At 72.6% G+C, this 18325-nt stretch carries 19 protein-coding genes; 12 read left to right on the top strand and 7 right to left on the bottom strand.

The features are described 5' to 3' along the window. The first annotated feature begins 319 nt into the window (after positions 1 to 319). Positions 320 to 1738 (top strand): cellulose binding domain-containing protein, encoded by a 1419-nt coding sequence (locus tag ABT160_RS19970; RefSeq protein WP_351649000.1) that lies wholly within the window; start codon positions 320 to 322, stop codon positions 1736 to 1738. Positions 1739 to 1780: 42 nt separating this feature from the next. On the opposite strand, the gene ABT160_RS19965 is transcribed toward ABT160_RS19970, so the two are convergent. Further along, the gene (locus ABT160_RS19965; protein ID WP_351648999.1) at positions 1781 to 2131 is read right to left on the bottom strand and encodes an iron chaperone; all 351 of its coding nucleotides are present in this window, start codon (positions 2129 to 2131) and stop codon (positions 1781 to 1783) included. Positions 2132 to 2461: 330 nt separating this feature from the next. Here ABT160_RS19965 and ABT160_RS19960 point away from each other — a divergent pair, with 330 nt between their 5' ends. Next, positions 2462 to 3352 carry an ANTAR domain-containing protein gene (locus ABT160_RS19960; RefSeq protein ID WP_351648998.1) on the top strand — a complete coding sequence of 297 codons (891 nt, stop codon included), beginning with the start codon at positions 2462 to 2464 and terminating at the stop codon, positions 3350 to 3352. A 22-nt stretch (positions 3353 to 3374) separates the two neighbouring features. Here ABT160_RS19960 and ABT160_RS19955 read toward each other — a convergent pair whose 3' ends face one another. Next, complete coding sequence (locus tag ABT160_RS19955; RefSeq protein ID WP_351648997.1) at positions 3375 to 3701, bottom strand: plasmid stabilization protein; 327 nt, start codon at positions 3699 to 3701, stop codon at positions 3375 to 3377. Positions 3702 to 3985: 284 nt separating this feature from the next. Between ABT160_RS19955 and ABT160_RS19950 the strand changes: the two genes are divergently transcribed. Further along, positions 3986 to 4699 (top strand): GPR1/FUN34/YaaH family transporter, encoded by a 714-nt coding sequence (locus ABT160_RS19950; protein WP_351648996.1) that lies wholly within the window; start codon positions 3986 to 3988, stop codon positions 4697 to 4699. Between the two features lie 182 nt (positions 4700 to 4881). Further along, positions 4882 to 5736, top strand: coding sequence for an RNA polymerase sigma factor SigF (locus tag ABT160_RS19945; protein WP_351648995.1), 855 nt, complete (start codon positions 4882 to 4884; stop codon positions 5734 to 5736). A 148-nt stretch (positions 5737 to 5884) separates the two neighbouring features. Here ABT160_RS19945 and ABT160_RS19940 read toward each other — a convergent pair whose 3' ends face one another. From ABT160_RS19940 to ABT160_RS19930, 3 genes are read right to left on the bottom strand one after another with little or no spacing between them, the layout of a single operon-like run. Continuing rightward, on the bottom strand, positions 5885 to 7270 hold the full coding sequence (locus ABT160_RS19940; protein ID WP_351648994.1) for a mycothione reductase: 1386 nt from the start codon (positions 7268 to 7270) through the stop codon (positions 5885 to 5887). A gap of 51 nt (positions 7271 to 7321) precedes the next feature. Beyond that, entirely contained in the window at positions 7322 to 7561 is a 240-nt protein-coding gene (locus ABT160_RS19935; protein ID WP_351648993.1) for a hypothetical protein, read from the bottom strand. Continuing rightward, positions 7558 to 8742 (bottom strand): alcohol dehydrogenase catalytic domain-containing protein, encoded by a 1185-nt coding sequence (locus ABT160_RS19930; protein WP_351648992.1) that lies wholly within the window; start codon positions 8740 to 8742, stop codon positions 7558 to 7560. The genes ABT160_RS19935 and ABT160_RS19930 overlap by 4 nt, the downstream gene beginning before the upstream one ends. 210 nt (positions 8743 to 8952) lie before the next feature. Between ABT160_RS19930 and ABT160_RS19925 the strand changes: the two genes are divergently transcribed. The 7 genes from ABT160_RS19925 (at position 8953) to ABT160_RS19895 (ending at position 15744) form a co-directional block, all read left to right on the top strand. Then, complete coding sequence (locus ABT160_RS19925) at positions 8953 to 9801, top strand: STAS domain-containing protein (RefSeq protein ID WP_351648991.1); 849 nt, start codon at positions 8953 to 8955, stop codon at positions 9799 to 9801. Beyond that, positions 9798 to 10166: an STAS domain-containing protein gene (locus ABT160_RS19920; RefSeq protein WP_351648990.1), complete on the top strand. Its 369-nt coding sequence runs from the start codon at positions 9798 to 9800 to the stop codon at positions 10164 to 10166. The genes ABT160_RS19925 and ABT160_RS19920 overlap by 4 nt, the downstream gene beginning before the upstream one ends. Continuing rightward, a complete protein-coding gene (locus ABT160_RS19915; protein ID WP_351648989.1) occupies positions 10163 to 10582 on the top strand; it encodes an anti-sigma regulatory factor in 420 nt (139 codons plus the stop codon). Before ABT160_RS19920 ends, ABT160_RS19915 begins: the two co-directional genes overlap by 4 nt. Then, positions 10579 to 11616: a SpoIIE family protein phosphatase gene (locus ABT160_RS19910; RefSeq protein ID WP_351648988.1), complete on the top strand. Its 1038-nt coding sequence runs from the start codon at positions 10579 to 10581 to the stop codon at positions 11614 to 11616. Before ABT160_RS19915 ends, ABT160_RS19910 begins: the two co-directional genes overlap by 4 nt. Then, positions 11613 to 13526 carry a hybrid sensor histidine kinase/response regulator gene (locus tag ABT160_RS19905; protein ID WP_351648987.1) on the top strand — a complete coding sequence of 638 codons (1914 nt, stop codon included), beginning with the start codon at positions 11613 to 11615 and terminating at the stop codon, positions 13524 to 13526. The genes ABT160_RS19910 and ABT160_RS19905 overlap by 4 nt, the downstream gene beginning before the upstream one ends. Further along, positions 13523 to 15127: a SpoIIE family protein phosphatase gene (locus ABT160_RS19900; RefSeq protein WP_351648986.1), complete on the top strand. Its 1605-nt coding sequence runs from the start codon at positions 13523 to 13525 to the stop codon at positions 15125 to 15127. The genes ABT160_RS19905 and ABT160_RS19900 overlap by 4 nt, the downstream gene beginning before the upstream one ends. A gap of 131 nt (positions 15128 to 15258) precedes the next feature. Further along, complete coding sequence (locus tag ABT160_RS19895) at positions 15259 to 15744, top strand: ATP-binding protein (protein ID WP_502984267.1); 486 nt, start codon at positions 15259 to 15261, stop codon at positions 15742 to 15744. Between the two features lie 309 nt (positions 15745 to 16053). On the opposite strand, the gene ABT160_RS19890 is transcribed toward ABT160_RS19895, so the two are convergent. After that, positions 16054 to 16215, bottom strand: coding sequence for a DUF5670 family protein (locus ABT160_RS19890; RefSeq protein ID WP_093680146.1), 162 nt, complete (start codon positions 16213 to 16215; stop codon positions 16054 to 16056). A 113-nt stretch (positions 16216 to 16328) separates the two neighbouring features. Further along, on the bottom strand, positions 16329 to 17069 hold the full coding sequence (locus tag ABT160_RS19885) for an SAM-dependent methyltransferase (protein WP_351648985.1): 741 nt from the start codon (positions 17067 to 17069) through the stop codon (positions 16329 to 16331). A 143-nt stretch (positions 17070 to 17212) separates the two neighbouring features. Between ABT160_RS19885 and ABT160_RS19880 the strand changes: the two genes are divergently transcribed. Then, positions 17213 to 18157, top strand: a complete 945-nt coding sequence (locus ABT160_RS19880) for a threonine/serine dehydratase family protein (protein ID WP_351649079.1) — start codon at positions 17213 to 17215, stop codon at positions 18155 to 18157. The last annotated feature ends 168 nt before the right edge of the window (positions 18158 to 18325 follow it).

Here is an 18325-nt window from a genome sequence, read left to right as displayed (position 1 = left end):
GGCCAAAACGGACACGATTTCCGCTCACGCCGCGTGACGAAGAGCACTTCACAGGTCCAGACCAATGGCGCCGCGTGGAGGGCCTTCAGGAGTCCGACATCGATGTCACAGGTGCCGCTTCCCGGTCGTCCGGCGGTTGTCGGGGCCGCTTGCCGCTGCCCGTCCCAGGCCTGGAAGGCGGACAAGCCGATCATGAAGCGGTCATTTGCCCATAGCGGTCCATGGTTACGATGACCGCCGCAAATGACCTGATGAACGACCGATGCGAACCGGGCGTGCCCGGAGCACCCCGTTGCACATGACTCCTGGGGGAGCTTCTGTGAGCCGCCGCCGTAATCCGCGCCGAGGCACCTGGACCCTGCTCAAGCCACTGCTCTTCGTCGTGGTGCTCGCCGTCATCGCCACGGCCCTCTTCACTTGGTGGCGTTCCACCCGGCCCGAGTCCACGGAGCTGACCGTGCGTTACCGCACTGCGGCTCCCGCGGTCACCGGTGTGGCGAAGCCGTGGATCGAAGTCATCAATTCCTCGGAGAAGACCGTGGAATTGGAAGACGTGACCGTGCGCTATTACTTCACCGCGGGCGATTCGGCGCCCTACGGATCGAACTGCGTCCAGACGTCGCTCGGTTGCTCGCGCGTGACGCAGGAGATCGCCGCCGTCGACCGGCCGGCCCCCCACGCCGACCACTACCTTCAGGTGGGCTTCGCCAAGGGCTCCGGCCGCCTGGAGCCGGGTGGCTCGACCGAGGCCATCGGACTCCAGCTGTACCGGCTCGACCGCAAGGAACTCGACCAGGCCGACGACCACTCCTTCGACGCCGCGATCACCTCCTACGCCGAGTCCAAGAAGCTGACCGCCTACCTGGGAGGCACCCGCGTCTGGGGTGACGAGCCTGGCGGCGACGCGGCCTCCGGGCAGCACTCCAGGGCCGCCGCACCCGTGGCCCCCTCGGGCGTCATGTTCGACGACTTCCACTACAGCGGTTCCGGCGACCCCGCCCTCGCGGCCAACGGCTGGCAGGTCCGCACCGGTGAGGGCGGCCCGGGCATCCGCGGCAGCTGGTCCTCATCCGCCGTCAGCTTCCCCGCGCTCAAGGGGGCCGGCGGAGAGCAGGGCCTGCAGCTCCAGGTGTCCACGGACGGCACCGCGCGCGGCACCCGGCAGGCCGAGGTGCAGAACACCAAGGCGGGCTTCTTCACCGGCACCGTGGCCGCCCGCGTCCACTTCACCGACTCCCCGGACGAGGGTCGCGACGGCGACCACATCAACCAGTCCTTCTTCGCGATCTCCCCCGACCACACGTCGCCGCGCTACAGCGAACTCGACTTCGAGTACATGCCCAACGGCGGCTGGGGCGCGAAGGGACCCCGTCTGGACACGACGAGCTGGCGCACCAACGAGAAGAAGGGCGACCGGGTCACCCACGTCACCCACGAGCGCCTCGCCGGCTGGCACACGCTGGCCATGACGGCCGTGGACGGCAAGGTCGCCTACTCCCTTGACGGCCGTACGGTGTTCAGCACCAGCCAGAAGTACTTCCCCCGCGAGCGCATGGGCATCCACTTCAGCTCCTGGCTCGTCGACCTCCCCTTCAAAGGCGCCCGCAACTGGAAGACCCAGGTCGACTGGATGTACTACCAGGACGGCCGGGCGGTGCCCGTGGCGGAGGTGGAGAAGCAGGTGACCGGTCTCCGCAAGAGCGGCACCCCGTACGTCAACACCCTGCCCAAGAGCTGAACCGCCGGGGCTTCCGAGCCATCCGAGAGCTCGCGGCGTCCTTCAAGCGCGCTCGCGCTCGGTGATCGCCGCGGCGATCCGCGTGATCAGGGCGAACGGGACCTCGGGGTCGTAGGGGAAGCGGACCCCGCCCTTCCCCGAGCGGTACGCCCTCACCGCGTCCTCCAGCGGGCCGTCGAGGACCGGCACCGGGTACAGGCCCACGTGCCGCTTCCAGCCGGCGAAGTGCAGGCCGTACCGGTCGTCGAGCATGACGGCGGGCATCCCGTACCGCACGGTCTCGGTCGAGCCGGGCATTCCGTTCCGCACGGCCGCCCGGACCTGCTCCAGGACCGCCCGCACCGGCGGCTCGAACCCATTGATGTACGCGTCGACCTCGGCGGAACCACTCATACGGGCACGCTAGCGCGGGGCGCGGCGCGCGGCACGCCGTCGGCGGGATCCAGGGTGGTCGGGGATGCGGCCTGCCCGTGCGGGTAGGCGCAGGGGAGGAGAGGGGACCCTGCGGAGCGTTCCGTCCGGCCGACTCGTTGTGCTCGCCGCGCTCGTCGCGCGAGGGAGGCGGTCCTGGGTGGATTGACGGGTTCCCGCTGGTCAGCTGAGGGGAGTGGTGGCGTACGGTGCGGAGACGGGGCCATCCGGCGGTGTCCGCGCCGCCTGCCCGGCAGCAGGTCGTGCCGGGCGGCCCGAAGGAGTACGGGGGAGGAACGAGGGGCGGCAGGGATGAGTGATCCCGCGAGAGACGGCGAATTCCCCACAGGCGGCCCGCCGGGCGCGTCCTCGTCCGGGGTGGCCCTGGGCGAGATGCGGCTGCACAACCGGGCGCGGGCCCGTGAACGCGTCGCCCTGGCCCAGGGCGTGCTGTGGGAGCGTTACCGGCTGGCGTCGGCCGAGGAGGCGTTCGAGCTCCTGAGGACCGCCTCCCAGGCGCGCAACGTCAAGCTGAACCTGCTGGCCGAGGCCGTCATCGCGACCCCCGGCCCGGCCACGGGCGCCGCGCGCTGGTTCCCCGGCCGCGCCAGCCTGCCCGCACCCGCCCTGTCCGGCCTCGGCCTGCCGCCGGGCGACGCCGACGCCCCGCTGCGCACCGTGCTCGGCTCGGTCCTGGCCCGCGTCACCGACATCGCCGACACGGCCATGGGCAACGTCCAGCTGGTCCAGGGGCCCTGGCTCCGCCTGGAGGCGCACACCGGGCTCGACGAGGAGTTCACCGAGTACTTCGCGTTCGTCGCCCAGGGCACCACGGCCTGCGCCGAGGCCGCCACCAGCCGCGCACCCGTCACCATTCACGACGTCGTCACCGCAGGCGTCTTCAGCGACCAGGCCCGCCGGGTGATCCTCGACGCGGGCAGCCGGGCGTGCCACAGCATCCCCGTGCTCTCGCCCACCGGTCACCTGCTCGCGGTCATGTCCACGCACCACCGCACGGCCCTGGGGGAGTTCACCGAGGGCCAGGCCGGCGGGCTCGGCGCGACGGCGGAAGCGGCCGGTGCCTGGCTCTCCTGGTACCGGCGCACGCACGTCCTGAACGCCCTGGAGCACCTCCACCGGCAGGCGCGCCCCAGGGTCGTGGCGCCCCGCCGTTCGCCGGAGGACCGTCCGGGGCACGAGTGAGGGCGGAGAGGGGGAGCGGGGCTCAGCGTCCTACGGCCCGCGCCAGCTGCGCCTTGTTCATGCGGGAGCGCCCCTTGACGTTCTTGCGCTGCGCCTCCGCGTACAACTGGTCCCTGGTCGGCCCCTGGGCCCCCTGGTGCGAACGTGAACCGCCCCGCTCCGAGGCCGACTTGGGGTCCTGCGTCGACACCCGGCTCGCGGTCCGCGACTCGCCGGCCCGGGCCCGTTCCTTGTTCACCGTACGCGCGGCGATCTCCTCCGCCCGCTTCGTGGGCTCTCCGCGCTTCTTCGCGCTCTCCTTGATGTGCTCGTACTGACGCTCGCGCTTGCTGCTGGATCCGGCAGGCATGTCAGCCTCTCTTCCCCACGTATTCACGACCCCACCAGGGTGCGCACAGCAAGCCGTGACGCACCACGCGGAGGGGTCCTCGCGGGCAGGGGTACCCCTCGGCACGCGGACCTATCACGACCAGCGTCGCGCGGCCGCGTCGCGCGTACGTGTGTACGCGTGTATGTGTGAAAGCCCCGGCCGGGGGCAACCGGAGCAGCGTGCCGTACGCCTGCTCCGCTGGTCGGAGCACCGATCCACGGTGCCGAGACCCGTCTGCCCCCACGACAGGAGTGAAGCGACCCATGCCGCCGCGCACGGAGGGCGAACGCACCGCGAGCCCGCCCCCGCCACCCGACACCGACGCCGTGACGCGCATCGTGCTCCGTCCCGTCGCCAGCCCCCTTCCCCTGGGCTTCTTCGCGCTCGGCATGGGCAGCACCGTCCTGTCGACCCTCCAGATCGGCTGGGTGCCCGCCGAGCAGAGCGTCGTCCTGCTGCTCCTGATCCTCATCTTCGTGGTGCCGCTCCAGCTCACCGCCGGGATCTTCGCCTTCCTGGCGCGCGACGCGGGCGCCGCGACGGCGCTGCTCCTGCTCGGGGCCTCCTGGGCGGGGACGAGCGTGACCGGTCTGGTGGCGCCCTCGGAGGGCCCGGTGGTGGCCCAGGCGGTGTTCCTCCTCGCCCTCGTCCCCTTCGTGCTCGCGCTCGCGGGCGCGGCGCTCCGCTCCAAGCCCCTGTTCGCCGTACTGCTCACGCTCGCCGCGGTGCGGTTCTGCCTGACCGGCCTGTACGAGGCGGGGGCGGGGGCCGTCTGGCAGCACGCCGCCGGCTGGGCGGGGCTCGGCATCGGGGTGTTCGCGCTCTACGGCGGTCTCGCGCTGCTGGTGGAGGACGGCGAACAGCGGACCGTACTGCCGCTCTTCCGCAGGGGAGCCGCCCGCCGGTCCATCGAGGGAGAGCTGCGCGAACAGCTCGCCTCCGCCCAGCAGGAGGCCGGAGTGCGCCACCAGCTGTGAGCAGACCGCCGACGGTCGTCCCCGCGCGCCCGCGTGCCCTGATCCCGGGTTCGCGCGGTACGCGAGGTGTGCATGGGTTCGAAAGGGGTACCGGGGGGCCTACCTGCAGTTTTGCCGGTCCGGCCCTCACTGGGCCGGTGCTTTCTCACCTTGATCGTCGGATTTTTTGGAGGGGATCGGCCATGACGACCACGAGCGCGACGGCTACGCGCCTGTCGAGTGATGTGATGCCGCCGCTGCCCGAGGTCTCCGACCCGTCCCGGATCGCTCCCCGGGACGCGCGGGCCCTGTCGAGGCTGTTCTTCGAGCGGCTCACCGTGCTGGAGGAGGGCACGGCGGAGTACGCCTACGCCCGGAACACGCTCATCGAGATGAACATGTCCCTCGTGCGGTACGCGGCGGGCCGCTTCCGCAACCGGGGCACGGGCGAGATGGAGGACATCGTCCAGGTCGGCATGATCGGCCTGATCAAGGCGATCGACCGGTTCGAGCTGACCCGGGAGGTGGAGTTCACCTCCTTCGCGATCCCCTGCATCGTCGGCGAGATCAAGCGGTTCTTCCGCGACACCACCTGGGCCGTGCACGTGCCGCGCCGCCTCCAGGAGGCGCGCGTGGAGCTGGTCAAGGCGACCGAGGAACTGCGCAGCCGACTGGACCGAAGCCCGACGGTCGCGGAACTGTCGGAGCTGATGAGCCTTCCCGAGGAGGAGGTACGGGAGGCACAGCTGGCCTCCAACGGCTACAACTCCCACTCGCTGGACGCCACCCTGAGCGTCGGCACGGAGGGCGAGACCGCGCTGGCCGACTTCATAGGGGTGGACGACCACGGCCTGGAGCTCGTCGAGGACTTCCACGCCCTGGCACCGCTGCTCGCCGAACTCGACGAGCGCACCCGGAAGATCATCCACTGGCGCTTCGTCGAGGAACTGACCCAGGCGCAGATCGGTGAACGCCTCGGCGTCTCCCAGATGCAGGTCTCCCGCCTCCTCTCGCGCACGCTGTCCCGCCTGCGCGAGGCGCTGCTCACCACCCGCTGACCCGCGGAAGCGGCCGCCCGCCCCGATGGGGACGGGCGGCCGCTTTCCCGGGTCCGGCGGCTGGGGCACGCCATGGCCGCGGATGCCTGCGTCACGTACGCCCGAAGCGCGCCACGTGCGCCGGCCGCGCGCCACGTACGCCCGACCCTCACCCCGCGCGCACCTTCTCCACCGCGTCGAGCAGGGCGTTCTCGACCACCTCCGTGAGCGCGGGGTGCACCCACATCGGCGTACGGGCCAGGTCCTCGGCGGTCATGCGGGTCGCCATGGCGAGCACCAGCGGCTGGATCAGTGTGGCCGCCTGGGGACCGAGCACGTGGGCGCCGACGAGCAGGCCCGAAGCGGGGTCGACGAGGACCTTGCAGAAGCCCTCCTCGTCCTCCAGCGCCCAGCCGTACGCCACGTCCTGGTAGCGGCGCCATCCGACGACGTACGCCAGGCCGCGCTCGCGCGCCCGCTGCTCGGTCAGGCCCACCTGCGCGATCTGCGGACGCGTGAACACGGCGGCGGGCACGGCCGTGTAGTCCATGGTCCGCGGCCGGTCCGGGTCGAGGAGGTTGTGGGCCACCACGGCGGCCTGCCGGTTGGCCACGTGCTTGAGCTGCGGCCCGCCGTCGGTGATGTCGCCCAGTGCCCAGACGCCGGGCGCGCTGGTGCGCAGCTGCCCGTCGACCTCCACCAGGCCCGAGTCGTCGCAGCGGATGCCCGCCGCGCCGAGGTCAAGCCGGTCGCTGTTGGGCCTGCGCCCGGCGGCGACGAGCAGGGTGTCGCCCCGTACGACCGATCCGTCGTCGAGCGTGACCACCAGGTCCCCAGGGGCGCCGCCCACGTCCGTCACCGACCGGCCGAGGCGCAGGTCCCACTGGCCGCGCACACTGCTGGTGAAGGCCTCCGCGACCGACTCGTCCTGCTGGGCGAGCAGCCGGTCCTCCTGCTCCACGACGGTGATCCGGGCGCCCGCGCTGTGGAACACGCGCGCCAGTTCGGCGGCGATGTACCCGCCCCCGAGGACCACCAGGTGCGCGGGCACCCGTTCCAGGCGCATCACGGTGTCGGACGTCTCGTACGGCACCCCCGAGTCCGCCACCGGCGGGGGCACCACGGGGCGCCCGCCCGCCGCCACGACGATCCTGTCCGCCGTGAGTTCCACCTCGCTCCGCTCCGACTCCACGACGAGGCGCCGCTCCCCGGTGAACCGGGCCCGGCCCCGGTGGACCGTGAGCCACGGAGTCTCCCGCCTGCCCCGCTCCCCGTCCCGCGCCTGGTCGTCCAGCCGCCCGAACACCCTGCGCCGCACCTCGGGCCACGCGGTCCCTTCCAGCTCGGCCCGGACGTCGTGGCGCCCGCTGTCCCTGACGGTGTCGGCGACCTCGGCGGTGGCGGCGAGCATCTTGCTGGGGATGCACCCGGCGTTGAGGCAGGTCCCGCCGAACGGCCCTTCGGAGACGATCGCGACGCGCTGGTCACGGAAGCGGTCGTCGACGACCGCGTTCCCGGAACCGGCACCGATGACGACAAGATCGAAGTGTGGCATGCGGCATAGGTAACCGCCCTGCGTCCCCTTACACCCCGTTTCGTCCGCCGATCACGCGCCGTCGACGTCGGCCGGGTCCCGCTCCATCGCACCGTCCCCGTCCTCGTGCCCATCTCCTTCCCTGTCCTCGCACCCATCTCCGTCCCCGTCCCCGGACGACAGGCAGGCCCGCGTCTCGTATCGCGCAAGCCGCTCGGCCAGTTGGGCGGGGTGGTCCCGTACCAGCGGGCGCACGTCCACCACTTCCCCGCGCACGTCGAACAGCAGACGCAGGACGGCTTCCAGGGTCACGGCTTCAGGAGCGTCTTGACCATGCCGTCCTCCTTGGCCTGGAACATGGCGTACGCCTTCGGCGCGTCCTCCAGGGGCATGGCATGGGTCTTGAACGAGTCGACGCCCAGCGGGTCCTCGTCCGTGAGGAACGGCAGGATGTCGTCGACCCAGCGCCACACGTTCGCCTGGCCCATGCGCAGCTGGAGTTGCTTGTCGAACATGGTCAGCAGTGGCATCGGGCTCGCCGCGCCGCCGTACACCCCGGACACGGACAGCGTGCCGCCGCGGCGCACCAGGTCGATGCCCGTGTGCAGCGCCCCGAGCCGGTCCACGCCCGCGTGCTCCATCAGCGGCTGCGCCACCCCGTCGGGCAGCAGCCCGGTGAGCCACTGCGCGGCCTTGGCGAAGGGGGCGCCGTGGGCCTCCGTACCGACCGCGTCGATCACCGCGTCGGTCCCGCGCCCGTCCGTGAGCTCGCGCACCGCCTCGCCCAGTGCCTTTCCGCCGAGGCGGGCGTCGAGGCAGGTCACCCCGTGGGCGTGGGCGCGCGAGAGGCGATCCTTGACCAGGTCCACCCCGATGACCAGGCCGGCCCCGCGCAGCTGGGCGATCCGGGTGGCCATGTCGCCGATGGGACCCAGGCCGAGCACGGTGACGCTGCCGCCCTGGGGCACGGCCGCGTACTCCACCGCCTGCCACGCCGTCGGCAGCACGTCCGAGAGGTAGACGTACCGGTCGTCCGGCGGTCCGTGGGGCACCTTGATGGGCAGCCGGTTGCCGAACGGCACGCGCATCAACTCGGCTTGCCCGCCCGGTACCTGGCCGTACAGCTTCGTGTAGCCGAACAGTGCGGCGCCGTTGCCGCGCTCGCGCACCTGCGTGGTCTCGCACTGCGAGTGCAGCCCCTGGCCGCACATGTGGCAGTCGCGGCAGGAGACGTTGAAGGGGATGACGACCCGGTCGCCGACGGCGAGTTCCGTGACGTGGGGGCCCACCTCCTCGACGATGCCCATGGGCTCGTGCCCCAGGACGTCCCCGGGATCCAGGTACGGGCCGAACAGCTCGTACAGGTGCAGGTCGGAACCGCAGATGCCGGACGAGGTGATCCGTACGACGACGTCGTCGGGCCGCTCGATCCGGGGGTCGGGCACGGTGTCCACCCGTACGTCCCGCCTGCCGTGCCACGTGAGTGCGCGCATCGGACTCGCTCCCCCTCCGGGGTCCGGGCGGCCGGCCGTCCCGGGCCGCCGGGGCCTCCCGGGTGCCCTGCGCCCGCGTCCTCACACGGCCCGGCGGCGCACGGCCCGACCGTCCGTCACGACGGGCTCCGCTCGCGGGCTCTGGGTCCCGTGCGTGTGTCGTATTGTCTTTTCTGCTGAGATGCTTCTACTTCTGGTGGGGAAACTGTGGTGACGGAGAGCGGTAAGGCGCGTCTGCTCGTCGAGACACTGACCGCGCAGCGCGAGGAGTTCCTCACGCGGTGGACCGACACGGTGGCCGCCAGCCTGCAGGGCCGGCTGAGCGTGGACGAACTCCGGCGCGAACTGGGCGAGCTGTACGAGGCCGTCCTGCAGGGCCTGGCCAATGGCGGGCTCGACGGCAGGGGCGAGGCGTTCGGCGAGGCGCGCAGCCTGCTGATCGAGCTCTCCCGCAACCGGGCGCGCCAGGGCTTCACGCCCACCGAGACCGCCGGCTGCGTCTTTGCCCTCAAGCAGGTCCTGGAACCGGCCCTGGCCGAGGACGCGGACGGCATGCGCGTCTACCTCCAGTTCGCCCGGCTCCTGGACGACCTGGGCCTGCTGACGACCGAGGCGTACGTCCGCACCCGCGAGGAGATCATCTCCTCGCAGGCCGACCAGCTGCTCGAACTGTCCACGCCCGTGGTCAAGTTGTGGAAGGGCGTCGTGGGCGTCCCGCTGGTGGGCACCCTGGACTCCGCGCGCACCCAGGTCGTCATGGAGAAGCTCCTCCAGACCCTCGTCGACACCGACTCCACGCACGCGATCATCGACATCACCGGCGTCCCGACCGTGGACACCCAGGTCGCACAGCACCTGCTCAAGACGGTGCTGGCCGCGCGGATGATGGGCGCGCAGTGCATCATCTCCGGGATCAGGCCGCAGATCGCCCAGACGATCGTGGCGCTCGGCATCGAGTTCGGCGACATCCCCACCAACGCCTCGCTCGCCGACGCGCTGCGCCAGGCCCTGAAGGAAGTCGCCCAGGACGCGGAAGAAGAAGTGCGGGGCATCCTGTGACCGACCGGATCCCCGTACTGAAGATCGGTGAACTCCTGCTGGTCTCCATCCAGACCGACCTGGAGGACCAGACGGTCCTGGACCTCCAGGAGGACCTGTCCCAGCGGATCGTCGCCACCGGCGCCAAGGGCGTCGTGATCGACATCTCGGCGCTGGAGATCGTCGACTCGTTCGTCGGGCGGATGCTCGCCACCAACGCGTCGATCTCCCGCATGCTCGGCGCGGAGACCATCGTCGTCGGCATGCGCCCGGCGGTCGCCATGACCCTGGTCGAGCTGGGTCTCTCGCTCCCCGGTGTCCGCACCGCGATGAACCTCGAGCGCGGGCTCAAGCTGCTGCGGCGCATCGGCGCGGACCGCGCATGAGGGACTACCGGGCCGGGGGCGCCGCCCTTGAGGCGGTGCCGGTGGCCACCAGCGGGGACGTGGTGACGGCCCGGCAGCTGGTGCGCACCCTCGCCCAGCGCGGCGGCCTGTCCCTGGTCAACCAGACGAAGCTGGTGACGGCGGCCAGCGAACTGGGCCGCAACATGCTCGTGTACGGCGGTGGGGGAGTGGTCCGCGCCGCGACGGTCGCCGAGGGTGCCCGCGCGGGCGTCTACGCCGAGTTCGAGGACGAGGGCCCCGGCATCGCCGACCTGGATCTCGCCCTCACCGACGGCTGGACCTCCGGCACCGGCATGGGCCTGGGGCTGAGCGGGGCCAAGCGGCTCGTCGACGAGTTCGACATCACCTCCGGGACGCGGGGCACGACGGTACGGATCGTGATGTGGGGACGATGAACAGTACGTACACGGCCGAGGCGGGCGACGTGCACTGGCTGCGCGTCGACGTCGCGCTGCCGGTGGCGGCCCGCCGCCGCGCGGCCCAGCTGGCCCGCGACATCGGCCTGGCCGAGGACCGGGTGGCGCGCGTGGAGCTGTGCGTCACCGAACTCGCCACCAACCTCCTCAAGCACGCCGACGACGGCTCGCTCGCCCTGCGCGTGGTGCGCCAGGGCGGACGCGCGGCCGTGGAGTGCCTCTCCCTCGACAGCGGCCCCGGCATCGCCGACGTCACGCACGCCCTGCGCGACGGCACGTCGAGCGCCGGGAGCCTGGGCGTCGGCCTGGGCGCCGTCCAGCGGCTCGCCGACGTCAGCGGCGTCCACTCGCTGCGCGAACGCGGCACCGTGATCTGGACGCGCTTCTGGGCCGACGAGGCCGCCCGCGCCGAAGGACCCGTGCAGACCAGCGGCCTGACGCGGCCGATCGGCGGCGAGGAGGCGTGCGGCGACACCTGGGCGGTGCGCCCGGCCGGCCCGGACCACGGCGACGCGCTCCTCCTGATGATGTGCGACGGCCTCGGGCACGGGCCCCTCGCCGCGCTGGTCGCCGACCACGCCCGGCAGGCCTTCCGCGACAGCACGGCCACCGACCCGGCCGCCGTGCTCGAAGACGTCCACCGCGGCCTGCGCAGGACCCGCGGCGCGGCCGTCGCCGTCGCGCTGGCCGACCCGGCCGCCCAGCGGGTCACGCTGTGCGGGGCCGGGAACATCTCGGCGCTGGTGACCGACGGCGAGAGCCGTACGACCCTGCTCTCCATGCCCGGCATCGTCGGGGCCCAGCTGCCCCGCCCGCGCACATTCGAAGCGGCCTTCCCGCCCGGGTCCGCGCTCGTCATGCACTCCGACGGCCTCAGCGACCGCTGGAAGCCGGCCGACTTCCCGGGCCTGCTCACCCGGCCCGCCGCGCTGGTGTCCGCCCAGATCTTCAACCAGGCCGCGGTGCGCAGGGACGACGCCGGGATCCTCGTGGCCGTGCACGGACCGTCGTGAACGCCGGGGGGACCGGCCACGAACTGACCGCCGTCACCCTGCGGGAGGGCCGTGACGTCCTCGCCCTGCGCCGCGCCACGCAGAGCGCGTGCCGGACCGCCGGAGTGGCGGACGGCTCCCTCGTACGCCTGACCACCGTCGTCAGCGAGGCCGGCGAACAGCTGCTCGGCGCGGACGCGCTCACCGCCCGGCTGCTGCTCGAAGGGTCCGTGACGCCCGTCATCGCCGTGCACCTGCGCTGGCGCGGCGCCCGCCGCCCGCCCGCGTCCCTCCTGACGGCCGCCACCCGGCTCCTCGACGACAGCACCCTGACGGTCACCGAGGACGGCGACCGCAGCCTCGCGCTCGCCCAGCGCGTCCCCGCGCCGGAACAGCCCGTCGCCGACCTCGCCGACGAGATCCGCCGGGCCCTGGCGCCCACCCGGTCCACCGCCGACCTGATCGACGCCCTGCGCACCCAGAACCACGAACTCCTGGCCTCCCTGGAGGAGTCGCAGGCCCAGAAGGAGGAACTGCAGCGCCTCAACGCCGAGCTGGAGGAGACCAACGCCGGGGTCATGGCGCTCTACACCGAGCTCACGGGCGAACTCCAGGCCACCAACAGCGGCGTGGTGGCGCTCTACGCCGAACTGGAGGACAAGACCCGGCAGTTGGTGCTCGCCAACGAGTACAAGACCCGGTTCTGGGCGAACGTCAGCCATGAACTGCGCTCGCCGGTCAACTCCGTCATCGCGCTCGCCCGCCTGCTCCTCGACCCGCACGCCGAGCCGCTGTCCGAGGAGCAGAAGCAGCAGATCTCCCTCGTCCACGCGTCGGGGAACACCCTGCTCGCCCTGGTCGACGAACTCCTCGACGTCGCCAAGGCCGAGTCGGGCCGCCTGGAGCCGCAGGCGGCCGACACCGACCTGCGGGCCCTGCTGCACCAGCTGCGCGGCATGCTCCGCGGCACCGCGCAGCCCGGCGTGGAACTGCTGATACCCGACCACACGTCGGCGGGAGCGCTGGTCACGGACGAGGTGATGCTGACCCGGGTGCTGCGCAACGTCCTGTCCAACGCCCTGAAGTTCACCTCCAGCGGCACGGTGGCACTGGAGGTCGAAGAAGTCGTACGGGACGGGAAGGCGTCCTTCGTCTTCCGCGTCGTCGACTCGGGCGTGGGCATACCGCCCGGGGAGCTGGAGCGGGTCTTCGAGGAGTTCTACCAGGTGCGCGGACCGCACCAGCGGGGCCGTTCGGGCACCGGCCTGGGACTCCCGTACGCCAGGAGCCTGACCAAGCTGCTCGGCGGCAGCATCGCCCTGGACAGCGAGGTCGGGCGCGGCACCCGCGTCACGGTCGAGATCCCCGCACTGCTCACCCTGGCGGAGCGCGAGGCCGCGCCGGACGGGCCGGCCGCCCCGGACGCGCTCGCCCCGGACACGGCCCCGGAGGCCGAAGGCGCTCCGCGGGCCGCCGATTCGCCCCGGGTCCTCGTGGTCGACGACGACGAGGCGTTCCTGGCCACCCTGCGCCCCCTGCTCGCCGGACTCACCCGGGAGGTCACCGTACTGACGGACAGCGCCCGCGCGCTGGACACCGCCGTACGGGAACGGCCCGACGCCGTCCTCCTTGACCTCACCATGCCCGACCCCGACGGCTACCGGGTCCGGCACCTGCTGGCCGCGCACCAGGCGACCGCCCGCATCCCGGTCATCGTGCTGACCGCACTGGACGGGACCGAGGTGGACCACTCCCGCCTCGAAGGGGTACACGCGATCCTGAACAAGTCCCGCCTCACCGAGGCGGGGCTCGCCACCGCCCTGCGCGGCGCGGCCCCCGCGGCGGCCGGCCGCCCCGCCCCGTCGCCGTCCACGACCGAGAGGCCGGACCCGACCGCCGCGCCGCCGTCCACGGCCGAGGAACGCGCATGACCCGCCCCCGCGACACCGACCACAGCCCGGCCCACATCCTGGTGGTCGACGACACCCCCACCAACCGCTACGTCCTCGCCACCACCCTGCGCCGCGCCGGCCACCGGGTCACCGAGGCCGAGGACGGCACCAGCGCGCTCGAACTCCTCGACGGGCGCGCCCCGTTGCCGGAGATCGCCATCGTCGACGTACGACTGCCGGACATGACGGGCTTCGACGTGTGCGAGCACATCAAGGGCGACCCGGCGACCGCTACCGTCCCCGTGATCAACATCTCGGCGTCGGCGATCACCGTCAACGACCGCGCCCAGGGCCTCAACCGGGGCGCCGACGCCTACCTGGTCGAGCCCGTCGCACCCGACGAGCTCCTGGCCACCGTCACCGCGACCCTCCGCTACGCCCGCGCCCGCCGCCGCGCCGAACACCTCGCCAACCGGCTCCACCTGCTCAACCGCTACACCCTGGCGATGTACAGCGCCTCCGACGCCCATGAACTGGTCACCGTCATCGCCTCGGCCGCCACCGCCATCTTCGGCAGCGACGTCGCCGCGCTCCTGACCACTCCGCAGGGCGACCCGCTGGTCGCCCACACCTGGCACGACGACAGCGGCCCCGCGGACACCGCGAGCAGCGGCGTACGGGTCCACCCCCACACCGCCCCGGCCTCGCGGAGCGCTTCCGCGACGCCCCCCACCCCGCCCGACATCGCCTGCCTGCCCATCCGCCTCAAGGACCCCTCGGCCCTCCACACCTCCGTCGCCCGGGCCAAGAGCGACCGCGCTCCCGTCGTGCTCGTCACCGAGAGCGCGGCCGTCGCGACGGCCGACGACGAGGACCTCCTCGCACAGCTGACCCAGGCGGGCGCCCTGGCCCTGGAGGCGCTGCGCAGCTACACGGAGGAGCACGCGCTCGCCCTCACCCTGCAGCGCGGCTTCCTCCCCGAGTCGCTGCCCCAGACGCCGCGCGCCGCCCTGGCCGTGCGCTACCTGCCCGCCAACGAGCGCACCGAGATCGGCGGGGACTTCTACGAGGCCATCAACACCCCCGCCGGCCTGGTCGTCGCCATCGGGGACGTCGCCGGGCACTCCCTGGACGCCGCGATGGTGATGGGCCAGGTCCGCCACGCGCTGCGCGCGTACGCGGTCGAAGGACATCCGCCGGACGCCATCCTCAACCGCCTCGACTACCTGCTCACCTGCGTCGAACCCGGCTCCACCGTCACCCTGTGCGTGGCGCTGGTCGAGTCGGGTTCGGACACCGTCCACATCGCCAACGCGGGCCACCTGCCACCCCTGCTGCGCACCCCCGACGGCACGACGAGCTACCTGCGCAGGCACGGTCCGCTGCTCGGCCTGGGGCTGGCCCACCCGCCCGCGGAGCGGATCGAGGCGCCCCCGGGCTCGCTGCTCCTGCTGGTCACCGACGGCCTGATCGAACGCCGCCGCGAGGACCTGGAGGACTCGCTGCGCACGCTCGCCGAGGTCGCCGCACAGTCCTCGTACGACCCCGAGGAGGTCTGCTCGCACCTCCTGGACCGGCTGCCGCCGGACGGCAGCGACGACGTGGCCCTGATGGCCGTGCGCCTCAACGCGCCGGCATGAGGCGCCCTCGGTGGTGGCCGGACCGGGGCGCCCACCGTCCCTTCGTTCTTCCGTTCGGCCTGTGTGAGAGGCGCCGTACGGGGAACACGGAGAGCGGCGACATGGACGACGGGGGAATCGTGGGAGTGCGAGTGAACCAGTGGGAACAGCAGGCGGAGCAGGACGACACGGCCCTTCCGGCCGGCGGTGAGCTGACGGCCGCGGCCGCCTTCGACGACGACGCCGGGATCGCCGAGGCGCGGGACCTGGCGCGCGACTTCCTCGCCCGGGCCCAGGCGGAGCACGGCCTGCCGGTCTCGGCGCGGGCCATGGGCGTGGTCCAGCTGCTGGTCAGCGAGCTGGTCACGAACGCCCGCAAGTACGCTCCGGGCCCCTGTCTGCTGACCCTGGAGACCGTCGAGGGCACGGTCCAGGTCAGCGTGTGGGACAGCGGTACGGCCCTGCCGGTGATCCTGGCACCGGACCCGTCCCGGGTGGGCCAGCACGGCCTGGAGATCGTGATGGCGCTCTGCGTGAGCTTCGCCGTCCACCGCGAGCCGGTGGGCAAGCGGATCGTGGCCCGCGTGATGCTCGCGGACGACCCGGACGGCGCACCGACGGGCCGCCAGACCCTGTGACGGGGGTCCGAGGGGCGACGCCTGCCTGAGGCGACGCCCAACAACCCCTGGTGCAGTCGGCGCACCTCGCCGACCAGTTCCCCGGGCAGGGGACCAGTTCCCCCTGGCAGGCAGTGACCCGCGCACGCGTGGAGCGTCGCGCACGGGCCCGTGCCGCCCGGCGGACATTGATCGATTTTCGCGCCGCTGCCCATTCTCTTTCCCTGCGATGTGATCCCATTCTCCGCAATGTGATCCCGGAAATGGCCCGGGGTGGGCTGAGCACGCCTCTTATGCGTGCTCAGCCCACCCCGGGCCGAATTCATTTCTCTACCAGCGGTACCAGCGCGCGCTGCCTCCCTTGGGCCGCGCCACGAAACCGACCAGCCACACGACCAGCACGATCACGGCGATCCACCACAGTGCCTTGAGCGCGAAACCCGCACCGAAGAGAATCAGGGCGAGCAGAAGAACCAGTAGCAGGGGAACCATTCTCAACACCTCCGGAACTCCGAATGCCCTTCCTGTTCGACTTCACACAGTCTGGTCCGTACTAATTTCCGGTCCCGGTTCTCCGGACCTCCGACGGGTCGGCGGAACCCCGGTCAGGCGTGCGTCCGGCGCAGCACCAGCGTGACGAACCCCCAGCAGTCCCGGTAGAGCCGCAGCCACTCGCCCCGGCGGATCGCCGAGGTCTCCAGTGCCTCCGCGCTGTCGGGGTGGTCCGGGTGGTCCAGCGCCCACGCGGCCAGCGAGCCCCAGCAGGACCACTCGTAGCCGTCCAGTTCGCGGCGCGTGCTCACGTGCCCGTGCACGGGGGTCCAGCCGTCGGCCGCGACGCGGTCCAGGGTGGTCGCCAGGTCGGTGAGGTCGTCGCCGAACAACTCCAACGCCCCCGGCGACGGTTCACCCACCCAGAAGCCCTCCCCGATCAGCACCCGCCCGCCCGGCGCCAGGCGCTCACGGGCCGCCGCGAGCGTGGGCAGCAGACCGCCGAAGGCGTGCGTGGCCCCGACGCTCAGCACCAGGTCGAAGGGGTGCGGCGAGCGGAAGTCCGCCGCCGTGCCGTGGTGCAGGGAGAGCCGGTCCCCGACGCCCAGCCGGTCCGCCGCCTCCCGCGCCTGCTCCAGGGCGTCCAGGGACACGTCGACGCCCTCGGCGCGCAGCCCCGGGGACGCGGCCAGCGCCCGCACCAGCCACTCACCCCCGCCGCACCCCAGGTCGAGCACGCGGGCGCCCTCGTGCGGGACGCCCTGCTCCAGGAGTTCGCGTACCGAGTCGTCGTCGAGCGGGGACTTGACCGGATGGCGGGCATGGGCGATCCGGGACATCACTTCGCGGTCCATCGGCGCAGCCTCGCAGCCCGTGCGGCGTGCCGCACTCCGTTTTCCGCCCGGGGCCCCTGCGGGGCGGCCGCCCGCCGGAGCCGCCCGGGCGTCCGCGTAAGGTGCTGGCGAGCGATGCGGACGACATGATCGGGAGGGACGCCATGGTGGGTGTCGAGGAGTTGGAGAACGCGGCGGTACGGATCGCCGGACACGTGGTGCACACCCCCACCTTGCCCAGCCCCGGCCTGAGCGCCCTGCTCGGCGTGCCGGTCACGGTCAAGCTGGAACTCCTCCAGCGCACCGGTTCGTTCAAGGCGCGGGGCGCCGTGTCACGGCTCCTCACGATGACCGACGAGCAGCGCGCGGCCGGCGTGGTCGCCATGTCCGGCGGCAACCACGGCGTCGCCGTCGCGGAGATGTCGGCCGCCCTCGGGGTGCGGGCCACGGTCGTGATGCCCCGCACCGCCCCGGCCCGCTCGGTGGCGGCCGCCCGCTCCTTCGGCGCGGACGTGCGGCTGACCCCCACCATGGCCGAGGCCTTCGCCCTGGTGGAGCGGCTCGGCACCGAGGGCCTGACGCTGCTCCACCCCTTCGCGGACCCGGTCGTGATCGCGGGCCAGGGCACCGTCGGTCTGGAACTCGCCGAGGACGCGGGCGAGTTGACGGACGTCCTGGTCTCCGTCGGCGGCGGCGGTCTGATCGCGGGCGTCGCGGTGGCCCTGCGCGCGAAGCGGCCGGGCGTACGGGTGTGGGGCGTCGAGACCAGCGGCGCGGACGCGATGTCGCAGGCGCTCGCCCACGGCGGCCCGGTCGAGATCACCCCGGATTCGCGGATCACCACCCTCAGCGCGCCGACCGTGTCCCCGCTGACCTACACCATGGTCCGCGACCTGGTCGACGAGGTGCTGGTCGTCCCCGAGGCCGAGGCCTACACCGGGGTACGGGAGTTGGCCGAGCACGCCAAGGTGTGGGCCGAGCCCGCGGCCGGCTGCCTCCTCCCGGCCGCCCGCCGCGTCCTCGCCAAGACGGGCGACCAGGCGCGAATCGGGCTGGTCGTCTGCGGCGGCAACGCGACGCTGGAGGACGTGACGGGCTACGCGGGCTAGCCCCGCCGCCCCGTCGTCATCATGGGCCCGCGCCCGTCAGGTGCGGGCCCACGGTGGTGGTGGGGTCTCAGTCCCGTGCGTCCCAGGTGGCGAGGACGGTGTCGTGCTTGTCCTGGTCCAGGCCGACGGGGATCTTGCCCTGGAGGTACTTCGGCGCCGGGTAGTCCC

Source organism: Streptomyces sp. NPDC001941, assembly GCF_040296945.1.
Lineage (GTDB): Bacteria > Actinomycetota > Actinomycetes > Streptomycetales > Streptomycetaceae > Streptomyces.
Note: the sequence above shows the minus strand (reverse complement) of the source record. Positions and strands in the feature narration are given on the sequence as shown.